The sequence below is a fragment of the Streptomyces sp. NPDC045968 genome (assembly GCF_056430475.1).
In genome coordinates this window covers 51363-68790 of sequence record NZ_JBWKLF010000015.1, presented here as the reverse complement: position 1 = coordinate 68790, position 17428 = coordinate 51363, and the positions used below count along the sequence as shown (strand labels likewise).

Here is a 17428-nt window from a genome sequence, read left to right as displayed (position 1 = left end):
ATTCCGCGCATCGTAGAAATGTTCGACCATCCGCCGGGTCCGATCCGGGTGGCGCAAGCCGCCGGTCAGGGGCGGAGGGCACGACACGGTCTAGGGTGCGAGGCATGGCAGAGAGCGCGGCGCACCGGGGAGCGGGCTCCGGTCCTGGTGCGGACACCCAGGGTTCCGGGGCACCCGATCCCCGTCGCTGGCAGGCGCTCGCCGTCTGTCTGGTGGCCGGTTTCATGACCCTGCTGGACGTGTCCATCGTCAATGTGGCGCTGCCGTCCATCAAGGAGGGCCTCGACACCCCCGAGTCCGATCTCCAGTGGGTGCTGTCCGGCTACGCGCTCGCGTTCGGCCTCTTCCTCATCCCCGCCGGACGCCTCGGCGACGCCCGTGGCCGGCGGGCGGTGTTCATGGCGGGGCTCGCCCTGTTCACGCTGGCGTCCGCCGCCTGCGGCGCCGCCCAGTCCAGCCTCTGGCTGGTGATCGCCCGACTGGCCCAGGGCGCCGCGGGCGCGCTGATCTCGCCGCAGATCTCCGCGCTCATCCAGCAGATGTTCTCCGGCCGCGAGCGGGGCCGTGCCTTCGGCATGTTCGGCACCGTCGTCGGCATCTCGACGGCCGTGGGGCCACTCCTCGGCGGCCTGCTGATCCAGGTGGCCGGGGCGGCCGAGGGCTGGCGCTGGGTGTTCTACGTCAATCTGCCGCTCGGTATCGCCTGTCTTCTGCTGGCCAGGCGGCTGCTCCCGGACACCCCGTCGGCGGGCCCGGTACGGGCGCGTGACCTCGATCCGGTCGGCGTCCTGCTCCTCGGCGCGGCCGTACTGGCGCTGCTGCTGCCCTTCGTGCAGGCACAGCAGTGGCCGGGCAACGGCAAATGGCTGCTGCTGGTCCTGGCGGCGGCGCTGCTCGCCGCGTTCGTCGGCTGGGAGTCCCGGTGCGGTACGCGCTCGACGCAACCGGTCCTGGATCTCTCCCTCTTCCGGCTGCGGTCCTACTGGCTCGGCTGTCTGCTGATCCTGCTGTACTTCGCGGGGTTCACCTCGATCTTCTTCGTCACCACCCTCTACCTCCAGTCGGGCCGGGACTACACGGCCCTTGAGGCGGGGCTCGCCATCACCCCGTTCGCCCTGGGCTCGGGCTTCGCCGCGAGTATCGGCGGCCGGCTGGTCGGCCGCTTCGGGCGGCCCCTCGTCGTCGTCGGCCTCACCATGGTGGCGGCCGGTCTCGCGCTCACCGCGCTCGCCGTTCACCTGGTGCCGGGGACGAACGCGGGATGGGCGATGGCCGCGCCTCTGCTGCTGGCCGGACTCGGCAGCGGCCTGGTCATCGCGCCGAACCAGACCCTCACGCTCTCCGAAGTGCCGGTGGCCACCGCGGGCAGCGCCGGGGGAACCCTCCAGACCGGTCAGCGCGTCGGGTCCGCGATCGGTATCGCCGCGGTCGGCGCGGTGTTCTTCGCGCAAGTGGGCCCGGACGGCTGGGCCACCGCCTACGACCACGGGCTCCTCGTCTCGGTCGCCTTCGTCCTGGCGGCTCTGGTCGTCGCCCTCGCCGACGTGGGGATCGCGCGACGGGGCAGGAGCCGTACACGGGAATCCGTCGACGCAGGGAGAAGCGAGCCATGAACCACGACACCACCGGGTCCACCGACCAGGAAACCGACGGGAACACCTCGTACGGCCACAAGCCCTTCAAACGGTCCCGCAGTCACTTCGCGGACCGCGTCACGGCCGACGGGCGCGACGGCTGGCCGGTGGAGGCGGGCCGCTACCGGCTGGTCGTCAGCCGTGCCTGCCCCTGGGCGAGCCGGGCCCTGGTCTCGCGGCGTCTCCTCGGCCTGGAGAACGCCCTCTCGCTCGCCGTCGCGGACCCCGTCCAGGACGACCGCAGCTGGCGCTTCACCCTGGACGAGGGCGGCAGGGACCCGGTCCTCGGCATCCGCTTCCTGAGCGAGGCGTACGACGCACGGGAGCACGGCTATCCCGGCGGGGTCAGTGTGCCCGCGCTCGTGGACGTACCGAGCGGCCGGCTCGTCACCAACGACTACCAGCGGATCACCCTGGACCTTGCCACCGAGTGGTCCGCGCTGCACAGGGACGGCGCCCCCGACCTCTATCCCGAACGGCTCCGCGAGGAGATCGACGAGGTCATGGAGGGCATCTACCGGGACGTCAACAACGGGGTCTACCGCGCCGGGTTCGCCAGCGGCCAGGACGAATACGAAGCCGCGTACACCGACGTGTTCCGCCGTCTCGACCTCGTGTCGGACCGTCTGGCGGACCGGCGCTATCTGGTCGGGGACACGATCACGGAGGCGGACATCCGGCTGTTCACCACGCTGGTGCGCTTCGACGCCGTCTACCACGGACACTTCAAGTGCAACCGGTCGAAGCTGTCCGAGGACCCCGTCCTGTGGGCCTACGCCCGTGACCTCTACCAGACACCCGGATTCGGCGACACGGTCGACTTCGGCCACATCAAGCAGCACTACTACCGGGTGCACACCGGGATCAACCCCACCGGCATCGTGCCGCTCGGCCCCGATCCGTCCGGCTGGCGGGCCCCGCACCACCGAGAGGAGCTGGGCGGCCGCCCGTTCGGCGACGGCACCGCTCCGGGGCCGGTGCCGCCGGGCGAGGAGGTTCCGGCTCCGTGACGGACCGGGTTGCGGACAGAGGGTGTCCGCGATGCCGCGTAGCGTGCCGTACATGGCCGCGAAGACGAACCCTCCCGTGCTCTCCAGCCGCGCGCTCAACCGCGCGACACTGGAACGCCAGTTGCTCCTGCGCCGCAGCGCCATGCCGGCGAAGGAGGCGGTCGGGCATCTCATCGGACTCCAGGCCCAGAACACCAAGCCCCCGTACTACCAGCTCCACGCCCGCCTCGACGGCTTCCGGCCCGCCCATCTCTCGGCGCTGATGGAGTCCCGGGACGTGGTCCGTATCGTCACCCTCCGCTCCACCATCCACACCCACACCGCGGACGACGCGCTCACCCTGCGCCCCCTCGTCCAGGGCGCGCGCGAACGGGAACTGAAGATCTTCCGGTCCGGGCTCGCCGGTGTGGACCTCGACCGGCTCGCGGAGATCTGCAAGGAGCTCGTCGAGGAGCGCCCCCGCACGATGAAGGAGCTCCGCGACGCCCTGCTCGGCCACTGGCCGGACGCCTATCCGCAGGCCCTGGCGGTCGCCGCCCGCTGCCGCCTGCCCCTCGTCCAGGTCACCCCGCGCGGGCTGTGGGGGCGCGGCGGGCAGGTCGCGCTGACGACAGCCGAACACTGGCTGGGCCGCCCGTCGGAGCCGGTTCCCGCACCCGACGGGACCGTGCTGCGCTACCTCGCCGCCTTCGGCCCCGCCTCGGTGAAGGACATGCAGATGTGGGCCGGACTGACCCGGCTGCGCGAGGCGTTCGAGCGGCTGCGGCCCCGGCTCCGCACCTTCCGCGACGAGAACGGCGTCGAGCTCTTCGACCTCCCCGACGCACCGCTCCCGGACCCGGACACCCCGGCCCCGCCGCGCTTCCTCCCGGAGTTCGACAACGTGCTGCTCGGCCACGCCGACCGCTCCCGCGTCATCCCGCCGGCGTTCAAGGGGCGCAACGGCAAGGGGAACCAGGCGTACGGGAGCCTCCTCGTCGACGGCTTCCTCGCCGCGATCTGGCGGCTGGAGAAGACCGCCGGCACGCCCGAGGACACCGCGACGGTCACGGTGCAGGCACTCGGCAGGATCAGCGGCGCGGAGCGCGAGGACATCACGCGGGAGGCGGCCTCGATGCTCTCCGTCATGACCGAAGCGACCACGTACGACGTCCGGTTCGCCTCGTTCGTCGACTTCGGCGACCAGGGCCCGCCCGGCGACCGTCCAGTGCGGTGACCGGACACGTTCACCGGGCTTCAGGAAGTCCTAGGGCAGCAGCCCCGCCCGGCGGGCCGCCACCACCGCTTCGAGGCGCGTGTGCGCGCCCAGTTTGCGCATCGCGGAGCGCAGATAGCCCTTCACCGTCTCGGGCCGCAGGCCGAGCCGGTCCGCCGCCACCGCGTTCGTCGCGCCCGTCGCCACACAGGTGATGACGTCCACCTCACGGGGCGCCAGCTGCACCCCGCGGGCCGCCGGGACGCGCGCCCCGGTCGCCGAGGCCAGCCGCCCGCAGACCGCGAGCAGTTCCCCGCGCAGCGCCGGGTCGAGGATCTTCGGGGCCAGCGCCCGCAGCTCCTGGTGCGCCTCGCGGACGTGTTCCCAGGAACCCGGGGGCGTCCCGGGGTCGGTCACCCGCTCCCGGGTGGTCGCGAGGAGCTGCTGCACCTCGTCCCGTACGACCAGCGCCTGTTCCACATCGCGGGCCGCGGAAACCGCCGCCGCGAACGTACGGTCCCCGAGGGTGAGCGGTTCGCGCAGCGCCCCGTACAGCACGCCGCGCACCTTCCGGCGTACGACGACGGGCACCGCGACGACCGAGCGCAGGCCCTCCGCCGCCACCGCCGTGTCGTACTCGTGACTGATGTGCCGCGACGAGGGGTAGTCCGTCACCGCGCAGGGCCGTGACAGCGCGATCGCCTTGCCGCCGAGCCCGCTGCCCGCCGAGATCACGAGACCGCGCAGCGCGGCCGTCTGCGCCCCGTTCAGCTCGACGATCCTGGCGTGGCGCACATCGTGGAGCAGACCGCCGAAGACGACGGGAAGTCCGCTGGTGCGGCGCAGCCGCAGAAGCGCGGACTGCATCTCGACCGCCTCGCCCGGTTCCGGCACGCCGAAGCCCTCCGCCCCGTCCGACTCCACCCCCGTTCGGGGGTGGTGAGATCTGGGTCACTGTTTACATGATGTTAAGCGACCGGTCCGGTCCGCAATGAGGAGGGCACATGTCGGCAACCAGCGCCACGGAGACGTTCCGGGCCGCCCGGGACTTTCTGCTCGAACACCGTGAGGACTACGCGCGCGCGTACGAGGGCTTCAGCTGGCCCCGGTCCGAGCACTTCAACTGGGCGCTGGACTGGTTCGACGTCATCGCCCAGGACAACGACCGCACCGCCCTGCACATCGTCGAGGAGGACGGCCGCCGCACCGAGGTCTCCTTTGCGCGGATGTCGGCCCGGTCCAACCGTGCCGCGAACTGGCTGAAGGCCCAGGGCGTGCGCGAGGGCGACCGCATCCTCGTCATGCTCGGCAACCAGGCCGAGCTGTGGGAGACGGCCCTCGCCGCGATGAAACTGCGCGCCGTCGTCATCCCCGCCACTCCGCTCCTGGGCCCCGCCGATCTGCGTGACCGCGTCGGGCGCGGCCGGGTCCGGCATGTCCTCGTGCGGGCGGAGGACGCGCCGAAGTTCGACGAGGTGCCCGGCGACTACACCCGGATCGCCGTGGGCGGCGAGGTCGACGGGTGGCTCTCCTACAGCGGCGCGGACGAGCAGCCCGCGGACTTCGTGCCGGACCGGAGGACCGAAGCCGACGAACCGCTGATGCTCTACTTCACCTCCGGTACCACCGCCCAGCCCAAACTCGTCGAACACACCCATGTCTCCTACCCCGTGGGCCACTTGTCGACGATGTACTGGATCGGGCTCAAGCCCGGTGACGTCCACCTCAACATCTCCTCGCCCGGCTGGGCCAAGCACGCCTGGTCGAACCTGTTCGCGCCGTGGACGGCGGAGGCCACGGTCTTCATCTTCAACTACACCCGGTTCGACGCGGGACGGCTGATGGCGGAGATGGACCGCTCGGGCGTGACCAGCTTCTGTGCGCCGCCCACCGTGTGGCGGATGCTCATCCAGGCCGATCTCTCGCAGCTCAGGACACCGCCGCGCGAGGTGGTCGCGGCCGGCGAGCCGCTCAACCCGGAGGTCATCGAGACCGTCCGGCGGGAATGGGGCGTCACGATCCGCGACGGCTTCGGCCAGACGGAGACGGCGGTCCAGGTCGCCAACACCCCCGGCCAGCTGCTGAAGGCCGGTTCGATGGGCCGCCCCAGTCCCGGATTCAAGGTCGTGCTCCTCGACCCGGTCTCCGGTGAACCCGGCGCCGCCGAGGGCGAGATCTCCCTCGATCTGTCGGCCGCCCCGGTCGGCCTGATGACCGGCTACCACGGTGACCCGGACCGCACGGCCGAGGCGATGGCGGGCGGTTACTACCGGACCGGCGACATCGGCTCCCGGGACGAGGACGGCTACATCACCTACGTGGGCCGCGCCGACGACGTGTTCAAGGCATCCGACTACAAGATCTCCCCGTTCGAGCTGGAGAGCGCCCTGCTGGAGCACGAGGCGGTGGCCGAGGCCGCCGTCGTGCCCGCCCCCGACCCGGTCCGGCTCGCCGTGCCGAAGGCGTACGTCGTCCTCGCGGAGGGCTGGGAGCCCGGCCCGGACACCGCGAAGGTGCTGTTCGCGCACTCGCGGGCGGTTCTCGCCCCGTACAAGCGCATCCGGCGGCTGGAGTTCGCCGACCTGCCGAAGACCGTCTCGGGCAAGATCCGCCGGATCGAGCTCCGCGAGCGCACCGCCCAGGGGACGGGCACCGAGTTCGACGAAGGGGACCTGCGGTGAACGAGCTGTCGTACGCGCACGGCACCGGGAGCACGCCGCTCCTCGGCGACACCATCGGGTCCAGTCTGGACCGGGCGGTCGGTGCCTTCCCGGAACGCGAGGCACTGGTCGACGTGGCCTCCGGGCGGCGCTGGACGTACGCCCGCTTCGGCGCCGACGTGGACGAGCTGGCCCGCGGGCTGATGGCGGCGGGCGTGGCCAAGGGCGACCGGGTCGGCATCTGGGCCGTCAACTGCCCGGAGTGGGTGCTCGTCCAGTACGCCACGGCCCGCATCGGCGCGGTCATGGTCAACATCAACCCCGCCTACCGGGCGCACGAGCTGGAGTACGTGATCAACCAGGCCGGGATCTCGCTCCTGGTCGCCTCGCTCTCCCACCGTACGAGCGACTACCGGGCCCTGGTCGGCCAGGTCCGCGCCGACTGCCCCTCGCTGCGGGCCGTCCACTACATCGGCGATCCGTCGTGGGACGAGCTGACCGCCGCGGCGGACACCGTCACGGCGGAGCAGCTGGCGGTGCGTGAGGCCGGGTTGTCCTGCGACGACCCGATCAACATCCAGTACACCTCGGGCACCACGGGCTTCCCGAAGGGAGCCACGCTCTCCCACCACAACATCCTCAACAACGGCTACTTCGTGGGCGAGATGATCGCCTACACGGAGGCGGACCGGATCTGCCTGCCCGTGCCCTTCTACCACTGCTTCGGCATGGTGATGGGGAATCTCGCGGCCACCTCGCACGGGGCCTGCGTCGTGATCCCCGGGCCCGCCTTCGAGCCCGCGGCGGTGCTCGCGGCCGTGCAGCAGGAGCGCTGCACCTCGCTGTACGGCGTGCCCACCATGTTCATCGCGGAGCTGGACCTGCCCGGCTTCGCCTCGTACGACCTCTCCTCGCTGCGCACCGGCATCATGGCCGGATCTCCCTGCCCGGTGGAGGTGATGAAGCGGGTGGTCGCCGAGATGCACATGGCGGAGGTGTCCATCTGTTACGGGATGACGGAGACCTCACCGGTCTCCACCCAGACCCGCCGCGACGACGATCTGGAGCGCCGCACGGGCACGGTCGGCCGGGTGATGCCGCACGTCGAGGTGAAGGTGGTCGACCCGGCGACGGGTGTGACCCTGGCGCGCGGTGAGCCGGGCGAACTGTGCACTCGCGGCTACAGCGTGATGCTCGGCTACTGGGAGCAGCCCGCGCGGACGGCCGAGGTGATCGACGCCGGACGCTGGATGCACACCGGGGACCTCGCCGAGATGAGGGAGGACGGCTACGTCCGGATCGTCGGCCGGATCAAGGACATGATCATCCGGGGCGGCGAGAACGTGTACCCGCGGGAGATCGAGGAGTTCCTCTACGCCCATCCGAAGATCGCCGACGTACAGGTGGTGGGCGTGCCGGACGCCACCTACGGCGAGGAGATCCTGGCCTGCGTCATCGCCCGGGACCCGGCCGATCCGCCGACCCTCCAGGACGTCACGGCCTACTGCCGGGAGCGCCTCGCGCACTACAAGATCCCCCGGCGGCTGGAGGTCCTGGACGCCTTCCCGATGACCGTCAGCGGGAAGGTCCGGAAGATCGAGCTGCGGGAGACCTACGGCGCGTAGTCCGTCACGGGGCCGTCTCGTCCGGGCGGGTCCGGATCAGGCGGCCTCGATGATGTCGGAGCCGAGGCCCTGGGTCGCCGCGGCCCACTCGATCAGCAGCACCTCGTACGCCGCGGACTCCACGGACGACCAGTCCTGTCCGGCCCGTGCGTCCACCAGCGCGCGTATCGCCTCGTTCGCCTCGGCTGCGGACGGGGTCGTCGGCTGCGGGGCGGGCATGGCGGGCGTGGTGTGCGGGGGGCTGAACGGGCGTGGAAGCCGAGGAGTTAAGGCCATGTGCTCACTCTACGTCCCACCACTGACAACGCACCGAACATACGGGCCCGTTGTGACGGACGTGACTGTTTATCGTCCATGCCCGCTCCGGTGGCGGTTCACAGCTCGCGCCGCATGCACACCCGCGGCCACCGGTCCAGGCCGTGTTCCTTCTCCAGCGCCCGGATGGCACGCAGACCGTCGGTGAGTTCGTCCTCCGTGAGTGTCCGGAAGCCGAGGCGGCTGTAGTAGGGGGCGTTCCACGGGACGTCGGTGAACGTGGTCAGCGTGAGGGCCCGCAGGTGCTGGGCCCGCGCCCACTGCCCGAGATGGTCGATGAGGGCGCGGCCGATGCCGCGGCGGGCGGCCGTGGGCACGACCGAGACCTGCTCGATGTGTGCCGCGTCGTCGACCGGGTCGGCGAGCAGATAGCCGAGCGGCTGCCCGGCGGCCGGAGCCGGGGATTCCGTGGCCACCCACGAGCGGCCGGCCCGGCGGTAGCTCTCCAGCAGGCCGAGCGGCGGCGGATCGTCGTCCGCGACGGCCGACATGCCGAGGATGCGGAACGGTTCGCCTGCGGCGCGTTCGATGTCCTGGAGAAGGGGCAGTTCGGAGCGCCGGGCGGGGCGGATACGCATGGCTTCAGTATGGCGAGCGGTGCCCGTGGCGGGGAACGGTCCGTAGCGGGAGCGGCCGGATTCAGGCGCCGGTGCTGAGCAGTTCGTCCGCCGGACTGTTGACCGGCTGCGGTGTGCCCGTGAGGTCCATGACGAACAGGGGGAGGGCGAGGCCGTCCGCGCGGCTCCGCGCGTCCGGCGCGTATCCGGCCAGCGAGAAGAAGACTCCGGTGACCGAGGCGTTCAGTGCGTTCAGCCAGAGGCATTCGACATCGCGCAGGACGGTCGGGGTGGTCGTGGAGTCGACCTGGGCGATCAGCCCGGCGGCACGTATGTCCATCCGGGACGAGGGGCGCACAGGGGTCTGCGCCACCTCGCGGTAGCCCAGCCACGACAGATAGAGCGCGGCGGCGGCGACCGCGTCGCGTGCGGTGCGGATCGTCATCGGCCGGAACGCAGGGCGAGGGTGCGCGGCCGTACGCGGCAGCGGGATGTGGGCCGGGCCGGCCGTTGCGGCGGGCGGGGCGGGGGCGCGTGCCGTCAGCGGCCGGACGGGGATGCGGAGCACGGTCCCGCACGGGCAGCACAGCTCCGGATGCGGCCACTGGTCGCGGCGCCCGCAGCCCGCGCAGCGCACCGTCACCCAGTCGTCGTTCCACGTGCGGTGGGTGATCGGCTCCGCCGGGGCGCCGCGCAGCAGGTGCGGGGCGGTGGGGGCGCCGCAGGGACACGGATAGACCGGGGTGATGTAGGCGTGGTCGCGACGGCAGACCGGGCAGCGCACCGGCACGGATTCCACGACGGTCCCCCTCCGGTCCCCCTGCTGCTCTCCGTACTCCCATGGTCTACCAGGAGCGAGGGTTCCGGGGGCGACTTCGCGCACTTGCCTCCCTTGACTGCGGTCCGGCCGCACCTTAGATTGATTCCGTATAGCAGAACTAAACTTCCGTAATACGGAATTGGTGCTCTCAGGTGGCGCGACAGAGCCCGACTCCACCAAATCCGAGCAGGAGCACTCAATGAGTCGTATGACCGCTGCCCGAGCGGCAGTTGAGATCCTCAAGCGCGAAGGCGTCACGAACGCGTTCGGCGTGCCGGGTGCGGCGATCAACCCGTTCTACGCCGCCCTCAAGGCATCCGGCGGGGTGCACCACACCCTCGCCCGGCACGTCGAGGGCGCGTCCCACATGGCAGAGGGCTACACCCGCGCCGCCGCGGGGAACATCGGCGTCTGCATCGGTACGTCGGGGCCCGCGGGCACCGACATGATCACCGGTCTGTACTCCGCCATCGCCGACTCGATCCCGATCCTCTGCATCACCGGCCAGGCCCCGACCGCGGTGCTGCACAAGGAGGACTTCCAGGCCGTCGACATCGCGTCGATCGCCAAGCCGGTCACCAAGGCCGCGACGACCGTCCTGGAGGCCGCCCAGGTCCCCGGAGTCTTCCAGCAGGCCTTCCACCTGATGCGCTCCGGCCGTCCGGGTCCCGTCCTCATCGACCTGCCGATCGATGTGCAGCTCACCGAGATCGAGTTCGACCCCGAGCTGTACGAGCCGCTGCCGGTCAACAAGCCCGCCGCCTCCCGCAAGCAGATCGAGCGCGCGATCGAGATGCTGAACGCGTCCGAGCGTCCGCTGCTCGTCGCGGGCGGCGGCATCATCAACGCCGACGCCTCCGGACTCCTGGTCGAGTTCGCGGAGCTGACCGGCGTCCCGGTCGTCCCGACCCTGATGGGCTGGGGCATCATCGCCGACGACCACGAGCTCAACGCGGGCATGGTCGGCCTCCAGACGTCGCACCGCTACGGCAACGCGAACTTCCTGGAGTCCGACTTCGTCCTCGGCATCGGCAACCGCTGGGCCAACCGGCACACCGGCAAGCTGGACGTCTACACCAAGGGCCGTACGTTCGTCCACGTCGACATCGAGCCCACCCAGCTGGGCAAGATCTTCGCCCCGGACCTCGGCATCGCGTCCGACGCGAAGGCGGCGCTGGAGCTCTTCGTCGAGGTGGCACGCGAACTGAAGGCGGCCGGCACGCTGAAGGACCGCTCCGCCTGGGCCGCGTCCACGCAGGAGCGCAAGGCCACGCTGCAGCGCCGGACACACTTCGACAACGTGCCGCTGAAGCCGCAGCGCGTGTACGAGGAGATGAACCGGGCGTTCGGCCCGGAGACCCGGTACGTCACGACGATCGGCCTCTCGCAGATCGCGGGTGCGCAGATGCTGCACGTGTTCCGGCCCCGCCACTGGATCAACTGCGGCCAGGCCGGTCCGCTGGGCTGGACGATCCCGGCCGCGCTGGGTGTCGCCACCGCGGACCCGGAGGGCCAGGTCGTCGCGCTGTCGGGCGACTACGACTTCCAGTTCATGCTGGAGGAGCTGGCGGTGGGCGCGCAGCACCACATCCCGTACGTCCATGTCCTGGTGAACAACTCCTACCTGGGGCTCATCCGGCAGGCGCAGCGCAACTTCGACATCGACTTCCAGGTCAACCTGGAGTTCGAGAACATCAACTCGCCCGAGCTGGGCGTCTACGGCGTGGACCACGTCAAGGTCGTCGAGGGCCTGGGCTGCAAGGCGATCCGGGTCACGGAGCCGGACCAGCTGCTTCCCGCCCTGGAGGAGGCGAAGAAGCTGGCGGCGGAGTTCCGGGTGCCGGTGGTGGTCGAGGCGATCCTGGAGCGGGTCACGAACATCTCGATGAGCGGTACGGACATCGCGTCCGTCAACGAGTTCGAGGACGTGGCGACGGAGCCGGGGCACGCGCCGACGGCGATCCGCGCGCTGACGGTGTCCTGACCGCAACCACGTGAGCGGCCCCCTCCCGATCGCCCGGGAGGGGGCCGCTGCGTTGCCCGCAAGGATGCCCTCGACCGCCGGCCCGGCCGGCGGTCGAGGACACACACAAAGGGGCGCGGAGTACGGGACCGTATCCGTACTCCGCGCCCCGGCAATGGGCGAACAGGGGCCGCGGCGGCGGCGATCGGCCCGGCACGGGCGTCCGCTTCAGGTCAGCGGACGCGCGCCGGCACCTTCACCACCGCACTGGCATCGCACAGCCGCCGCGGCCTCGTCCTGCCCGTGCCGCGTACAACCCCTCATCCGGGTACACGGGCACGGGCAGGGCTCATGGGGTGGAGGTCAGTCCTCGCGCAGGGCGCGGACGGCCTCCTCCACGCGCTTGCCGTAGTCGGCGTCGGCGGCGTGGAAGTGGGCGAGGTTCTTCTCGATCACGTCGTCGCGCGTGACCTGCGACAGGCCCCCCGCGATGTTGGCGATCAGCCGGCCCTTCTCGTCCTCGGACATGAGCCGGTACAGCTCGCCCGCCTGGAAGAAGTCGTCGTCCTTGGTGTGGGCCGGCGCCTCGTGCGTGCCGGTCCAGCCGTGGACGGCGAGCGGGGCCGCGAGCGCCTCGTCGGTCTGCGCCGGACCGGCGTACGAGTTGGGCTCGTAGTTCTTGTCGTGGCGCGAGCCGTTGCGGGTGGCCATCAGACCGTCCCGCCCGTAGTTGTCCGCGGGCGCGCCCTTGGGCGCGTTGACCGGCAGCTGGGTGTGGTTGACGCCCAGGCGGTACCGGTGCGCGTCCGCGTAGGCGAACAGCCGGCCCTGGAGCATCTTGTCCGGCGAGGGACCGATGCCGGGCACGAAGTTGTTGGGGGAGAACGCCGCCTGCTCGACCTCGGCGAACACGTTGTCCGGGTTGCGGTCCAGGACCAGCCGGCCCACCCGCTGGAGCGGGTAGTCACCGTGCGGCCACACCTTGGTGACGTCGAACGGGTTGAAGCGGTAGTCCGCGGCCTCCGCCGTGGGCATGATCTGCACGTACAGGGTCCAGGACGGGTTCACCCCGCGCTCGATGGCCTGGAGCAGGTCCGTCTGGTGCGAGTTGGCGTCCTTGCCCGCGAGCTCCGCGCCCTGCTCGGCGGAGAGCGAGCGGACGCCCTGGTTCGTCTTGAAGTGGTACTTGACGAAGAAGCCCTCGCCCTGCGCGTTCGTCCACTGGTAGGTGTGCGAGCCGAAGCCGTTCATGTGACGGTACGAGGCGGGGATGCCGCGGTCGCCCATCAGCCAGGTCACCTGGTGTGTGGCCTCGGGGGAGTTGCCCCAGAAGTCCCAGACGTTGTCCGGCTCCTGCTTGCCCGTGAACGGGTCGCGCTTCTGCGAGTGGATGAAGTCGGGGAACTTGATCGGGTCCTTGATGAAGAACACCGGGGTGTTGTTGCCGACCAGGTCGTAATTGCCCTCGTCCGTGTAGAACTTGAGGGCGAAGCCGCGCGGGTCGCGTACGGCGTCGGCGCCACCGAGGGAGTCGGCGACCGTCGAGAAACGGATGAACGTCTCGGTGCGGCGGCCCACTTCGGACAGGAAGTGGGCGCGGGTGAAGCCGGTGACGTCGTCCGTCACCTCGAAGTAGCCGTACGCGCCGGAGCCGCGGGCGTGGACCACGCGCTCCGGGATGCGCTCACGGTTGAAGCGTGCGAGCTTCTCCAGCAGGTGCTGGTCCTGAAGGAGGATCGGCCCACCGACGCCGGCGGTGGCGGAGTTCTGGTTGTCGGCGACCGGAGCGCCTGACTCGGTCGTGAGGACACGCTTAGCCATGTGGCGGGATGACCTTCCATGCTGGAGCTGTTGACGGCTTGAGGAGCGTAGGTTCGCCATGAACAGCGCGTCAACAGTTTGTTGAAAACGAAGTATGTGGTTCCGGGCCGCGGTGACGCCTGGGCGCGACAGGACAGGTGTCAGCGCCACCACGACCCGGAGTTCAGGGGCCCCCGGTGAGGGGGCGGGTGTCAGACCTGCTCGCCGGAGAGACGCTCGACGGAGCGGAGCAGGGCCGAGTGGTCCAGGCCGCCGTCGCCCTGCGCACGCAGGGACGCGACCAGCTGGGCCACGACGGCGCCGACGGGCAGCGCGGCGCCGACGTTGCGGGCGGCGTCCGTGACGATGCCCATGTCCTTGTGGTGGAGATCGATCCGGAAGCCCGGCGCGAAGTCCCGCTTGAGGAAGTTGTCCTTCTTGCGGGTCAGCACGGTGGAGCCGGCCAGTCCGCCGTTGAGGACGTCGAGCGCGGCCGCGAGGTCGACGCCGGACTTCTCCAGGAAGACCACGGCCTCGGCGCACGCCTGGATGTTGACCGCGACGATCAGCTGGTTGGCCGCCTTCACCGTCTGGCCCGAGCCGTGCGGACCACAGAGCACGATGGTCTTGCCGAGGGCCCGCAGGATGGGCTGCGCGGCGTCGAAGTCGGCCTGCTCGCCGCCGACCATGATCGACAGTACGGCTTCGATGGCCCCGGCCTCGCCGCCGGACACCGGGGCGTCCAGGACGCGGATGCCCTTGTCCTTCGCGTTCTTCGCGAGGTCCACGGAGGTCTGCGGGGTGATCGACGACATGTCGATCAGCAGGGCGCCGGACCTGGCGTTCTCCAGGATGCCCTCGGGGCCGTAGGCGATGGCCTCGACGTGCGGGGACGCGGGCACCATCGTGATGACGACGTCGGCGTCCCTGACCGCCTCGGCGATCGAGGAGGCGCCCTTGCCGCCCGCCGCGACCAGCCGGTCGACCTTGTCCTGCTCCAGGGTGTAACCGGTGACGTCGTACCCGGCCTCGACCAGGTTCTCGGACATGGGGGAGCCCATGATGCCGAGCCCGATCCACGCGACCTTGGGGAGGTTGTTGCTCATGAGGGTGCCTTCCTGAAAAGCGGGTGTACGAGGGGGAGTGCGACGCCCCTCAGCGGGCCGCCCGGGTCTCTTCCGGGAGCCACGCGAACGACTCGGCGCTCGGCCGGTCGCCCGGCTTGTACTCCAGGCCGACCCAGCCGTCGTAACCGGCCACGGCCAGCTCGTCGAGGAGCCGCTCCAGCGGGAGCGAGCCGGTGCCGGGCGCGCCGCGCCCGGGGTTGTCGGCGATCTGGACGTGGCCGGTCCTCCCGGCGTACGCCTTGATCACCTGGCTGAGGTCCTCGCCGTTCATGGACAGGTGGTACAGGTCCAGCAGGAACTTCGCGTTCCCCAGGCCCGTCGCCGCGTTGACCTTGTCGACGACCTCGACGCCGGCCGGTGCGCTCACCAGCGGGTACCGCGGCGACTCCGGCTCGTTCAGGGTCTCGATCAGGAGGACCGCCCCGATCCGGTCCGCCGCGCGGGCGGCCAGGACCAGGTTCTCCAGGGCGAGTTCGTCCTGTACGGCCGGGTCCACGCCGTCGACGCGGTTGCCGTACAGCGCGTTGAGCGCCGTGCAGCCGACCGAGGCGGCGAAGTCGGCCGCCACCTCGATATTGGCGCGGAAGCGGTCCGACTCCTCACCGGGCACGGAGAGCGCGCCGCGGTCGGGGCCGGGCAGCTGCCCCGCGTAGAAGTTGAGCCCCACCAACTGGGTGCCCGCGTCGTCGAGCGCCTTCTTCAGGGCGTCGAGCTCGGCCTGCTCGGGGGTGGGGGTCTCGATCCAGGGCCACCACAGCTCGACCGCCGTGAAGCCCGCCGCGGCGGCAGCCGCGGGACGCTCCAGGAGCGGGAGTTCCGTGAAGAGGATCGAAAGGTTCACATCGAAGCGCTGGTCCGGGTATCCCATGATGGGTTCGGCGCTCCTTCCGTATTGCGGAAGTTAGTTTCTGCTTAACGGAAGATTGCACAAGGAGGGGCGAGGCTGTCAAGGGGGTGCCCGAAAATCGGGGGCGGCTAAGGTCGAGGCCGGGCCGCGGGGAACACCGCCGCGGCGAGAGCATGAGGGAGGCAGAGTGCGCTTGAGGGTGGAATTCACCACCGAGCCCTTCGACCTGGACGAGGCGCCCGCCCACGCGGTGGTGGCCCGCGAGGTCATCCAGAGCGCCGAGCTGGACGCCGTGGACGTCGGCCCCTTCGGCAATACCGCGGAAGGGGGAGCGGACCAGGTGCTCACCGCGGTCGACTCGCTGCTGCGCAAGGCCCTGGCCTCCGGCGCCACCCGGGTGTCCCTCCAGGTCAATGTGATCGGGGAGGAGGCGCAGTGACCGAACCGGCCGATCACCCCCTGGTCAGCGCCGTGAAGCCGCTCGTCGATGCGATGGGCGCGGAGCTGCTGGCCCCCGAGCGGGCGGCGGCCGACGACGTGGTGCTCGCCTGGGAGGGGGAGGACGTGATAGCCGTACGCCTTCCGCAGCTCTCCGACTCGCTCGATCACATCCTGGCCGCGATGGAGCGGCGGCACGGGATGCCGCTCTGCGACCTGGACCGCAAGACGAAGCAGTCCGTCGTGCGGGCCCTGGAGGCACGCGGTGCCTTCTCCGTACGGCATGGCGTGGAGACCGTGGCGGGCGCGCTGGGGGTCAGCCGCTTCACCGTCTACAACTACCTGAACCGGGAAAATGCCGCCAAGGCCGAGTAGTTGATCCAAGCGTGGGGAAAGCCGCCGTCCGGATGCCGGGACGGCGGCTTTCTCTGTTCGCGAGATTTCAACAAAGTGTTGACGTCGTGTTGCGGAGGGCGTTAGCTATCCGCAGCCCGAACAACGCACAGCGAAAAACAGCCACGGAGGCTCCCGTGACTTCGAGCTCCACACCGGGCCTCGCCCGGTTCAACACCCTGGCGGGCAGCGAGGCCACCGCCGCGCTGCACGAGGTGTGTGCCAGTGCGGCCTGGGGAAGTGTCATCGTCTCCCGGCGCCCCTACACCACGGTGGAAGACCTTCTCTCCGCGAGCGACGCCGCCATGGCCGACCTCTCGGCGGAGGATCTGGCCGAAGCCATGGCCGGTCATCCCCCGATCGGCCGCCCGAAGCCCGGGGACCCGGCCTCCGCCCGTGAACAGCGGGGCATGGCCGGCGCCTCGGAGGAACTCAGGAACGAGATGCTCGAACTGAACCTGGCCTACCAGGAGCGGTTCGGACACGTCTTCCTGATCTGCGCCACCGGCGCCACCGGTGAGCAGATGCGCGACGCGGTGAAGACCCGGATCGAGAACTCGCCCGAGCAGGAGCGCGAGATCGTGCGCACCGAACTGGGCAAGATCAACCGCATCCGGCTGACCCGTCTCGTGGAAGAGGACAAGGACTGATGAGCACCGCCACCACCGCTTCGGTGTCCACGCACATCCTGGACACCAGCATCGGACGCCCCGCCGAGGGTGTCGCCATCTCGCTCGCGGCCCGCACGGGCCTCACCGGCGAGTGGGTGGCTCTGGGCGGATCCGCCACCGACGCGGACGGGCGCTGCAAGGACCTGCCGGCGCCGCCGGAAGGCACCACCCACGTACGGCTCGACTTCGAGGTCGAGCCGTACTTCACGAAGAAGCAAGCCGAGGCGCAGCAGGACGCCCCCCGCGTAAGGGACAGCGGTGCGTTCTTCCCGGAAGTGGCGATCACCTTCGCCGTCGACCCGGGCGAGCACTACCACGTACCGCTGCTGCTCAACCCGTTCGGCTACTCCGTTTACCGAGGGAGCTAGCAGAC

17 protein-coding genes are annotated in these 17428 nt (G+C 70.5%); 10 read left to right on the top strand and 7 right to left on the bottom strand.

Translation table 11 applies throughout. From position 1 onward, the window contains the following. Positions 1–104: 104 nt before the first annotated feature. From AC07FA_RS31990 to AC07FA_RS31980, 3 genes are read left to right on the top strand one after another with little or no spacing between them, the layout of a single operon-like run. Positions 105–1613 carry an MFS transporter gene (locus AC07FA_RS31990; protein ID WP_479079836.1) on the top strand — a complete coding sequence of 503 codons (1509 nt, stop codon included), beginning with the start codon at positions 105–107 and terminating at the stop codon, positions 1611–1613. Then, positions 1610–2644 (top strand): glutathione S-transferase family protein, encoded by a 1035-nt coding sequence (locus AC07FA_RS31985; protein ID WP_479079835.1) that lies wholly within the window; start codon positions 1610–1612, stop codon positions 2642–2644. The genes AC07FA_RS31990 and AC07FA_RS31985 overlap by 4 nt, the downstream gene beginning before the upstream one ends. A 52-nt stretch (positions 2645–2696) precedes the next feature. Then, on the top strand, positions 2697–3860 hold the full coding sequence (locus tag AC07FA_RS31980) for a winged helix DNA-binding domain-containing protein (RefSeq protein ID WP_479079834.1): 1164 nt from the start codon (positions 2697–2699) through the stop codon (positions 3858–3860). A 30-nt stretch (positions 3861–3890) separates the two neighbouring features. Here AC07FA_RS31980 and AC07FA_RS31975 read toward each other — a convergent pair whose 3' ends face one another. Beyond that, the gene (locus AC07FA_RS31975) at positions 3891–4733 is read right to left on the bottom strand and encodes a LuxR C-terminal-related transcriptional regulator (RefSeq protein ID WP_479079833.1); all 843 of its coding nucleotides are present in this window, start codon (positions 4731–4733) and stop codon (positions 3891–3893) included. Positions 4734–4843: 110 nt separating this feature from the next. On the opposite strand from AC07FA_RS31975, the gene AC07FA_RS31970 reads away from it, so the two are divergent. Together AC07FA_RS31970 and AC07FA_RS31965 are read left to right on the top strand one after the other, a co-directional pair. Beyond that, entirely contained in the window at positions 4844–6520 is a 1677-nt protein-coding gene (locus AC07FA_RS31970) for an AMP-binding protein (RefSeq protein WP_479079832.1), read from the top strand. After that, positions 6517–8124 carry an AMP-binding protein gene (locus AC07FA_RS31965; RefSeq protein WP_479079831.1) on the top strand — a complete coding sequence of 536 codons (1608 nt, stop codon included), beginning with the start codon at positions 6517–6519 and terminating at the stop codon, positions 8122–8124. The genes AC07FA_RS31970 and AC07FA_RS31965 overlap by 4 nt, the downstream gene beginning before the upstream one ends. Before the next feature lie 36 nt (positions 8125–8160). On the opposite strand, the gene AC07FA_RS31960 is transcribed toward AC07FA_RS31965, so the two are convergent. The 3 genes from AC07FA_RS31960 to AC07FA_RS31950 form a co-directional block, all read right to left on the bottom strand. Further along, positions 8161–8400, bottom strand: coding sequence for a hypothetical protein (locus AC07FA_RS31960; protein ID WP_479079830.1), 240 nt, complete (start codon positions 8398–8400; stop codon positions 8161–8163). A gap of 98 nt (positions 8401–8498) precedes the next feature. Beyond that, entirely contained in the window at positions 8499–9017 is a 519-nt protein-coding gene (locus AC07FA_RS31955; RefSeq protein WP_479079829.1) for a GNAT family N-acetyltransferase, read from the bottom strand. Between the two features lie 61 nt (positions 9018–9078). Beyond that, complete coding sequence (locus AC07FA_RS31950; protein ID WP_479079828.1) at positions 9079–9795, bottom strand: hypothetical protein; 717 nt, start codon at positions 9793–9795, stop codon at positions 9079–9081. A gap of 220 nt (positions 9796–10015) precedes the next feature. Here AC07FA_RS31950 and gcl point away from each other — a divergent pair, with 220 nt between their 5' ends. After that, entirely contained in the window at positions 10016–11800 is a 1785-nt protein-coding gene (gene gcl, locus AC07FA_RS31945; protein ID WP_479079827.1) for a glyoxylate carboligase, read from the top strand. A 342-nt stretch (positions 11801–12142) separates the two neighbouring features. Here gcl and AC07FA_RS31940 read toward each other — a convergent pair whose 3' ends face one another. The 3 genes from AC07FA_RS31940 to AC07FA_RS31930 form a co-directional block, all read right to left on the bottom strand. Beyond that, positions 12143–13600, bottom strand: coding sequence for a catalase (locus tag AC07FA_RS31940; RefSeq protein WP_479079826.1), 1458 nt, complete (start codon positions 13598–13600; stop codon positions 12143–12145). 191 nt (positions 13601–13791) lie between these two features. Then, on the bottom strand, positions 13792–14685 hold the full coding sequence (locus tag AC07FA_RS31935) for a 2-hydroxy-3-oxopropionate reductase (RefSeq protein WP_479079825.1): 894 nt from the start codon (positions 14683–14685) through the stop codon (positions 13792–13794). A 49-nt stretch (positions 14686–14734) separates the two neighbouring features. Continuing rightward, a complete protein-coding gene (locus AC07FA_RS31930) occupies positions 14735–15574 on the bottom strand; it encodes a TIM barrel protein (RefSeq protein WP_479079824.1) in 840 nt (279 codons plus the stop codon). A 178-nt stretch (positions 15575–15752) separates the two neighbouring features. On the opposite strand from AC07FA_RS31930, the gene AC07FA_RS31925 reads away from it, so the two are divergent. From AC07FA_RS31925 to uraH, 4 genes are all read left to right on the top strand, one after another. Then, the gene (locus AC07FA_RS31925; RefSeq protein ID WP_479079863.1) at positions 15753–15992 is read left to right on the top strand and encodes a YkoF family thiamine-binding protein; all 240 of its coding nucleotides are present in this window, start codon (positions 15753–15755) and stop codon (positions 15990–15992) included. Then, positions 15989–16366: a helix-turn-helix domain-containing protein gene (locus AC07FA_RS31920; RefSeq protein ID WP_479079823.1), complete on the top strand. Its 378-nt coding sequence runs from the start codon at positions 15989–15991 to the stop codon at positions 16364–16366. Before AC07FA_RS31925 ends, AC07FA_RS31920 begins: the two co-directional genes overlap by 4 nt. A 155-nt stretch (positions 16367–16521) precedes the next feature. Further along, positions 16522–17034: a 2-oxo-4-hydroxy-4-carboxy-5-ureidoimidazoline decarboxylase gene (uraD, locus tag AC07FA_RS31915; RefSeq protein WP_479079822.1), complete on the top strand. Its 513-nt coding sequence runs from the start codon at positions 16522–16524 to the stop codon at positions 17032–17034. Next, positions 17034–17423, top strand: coding sequence for a hydroxyisourate hydrolase (gene uraH / locus AC07FA_RS31910; RefSeq protein ID WP_479079821.1), 390 nt, complete (start codon positions 17034–17036; stop codon positions 17421–17423). Before uraD ends, uraH begins: the two co-directional genes overlap by 1 nt. The last annotated feature ends 5 nt before the right edge of the window (positions 17424–17428 follow it).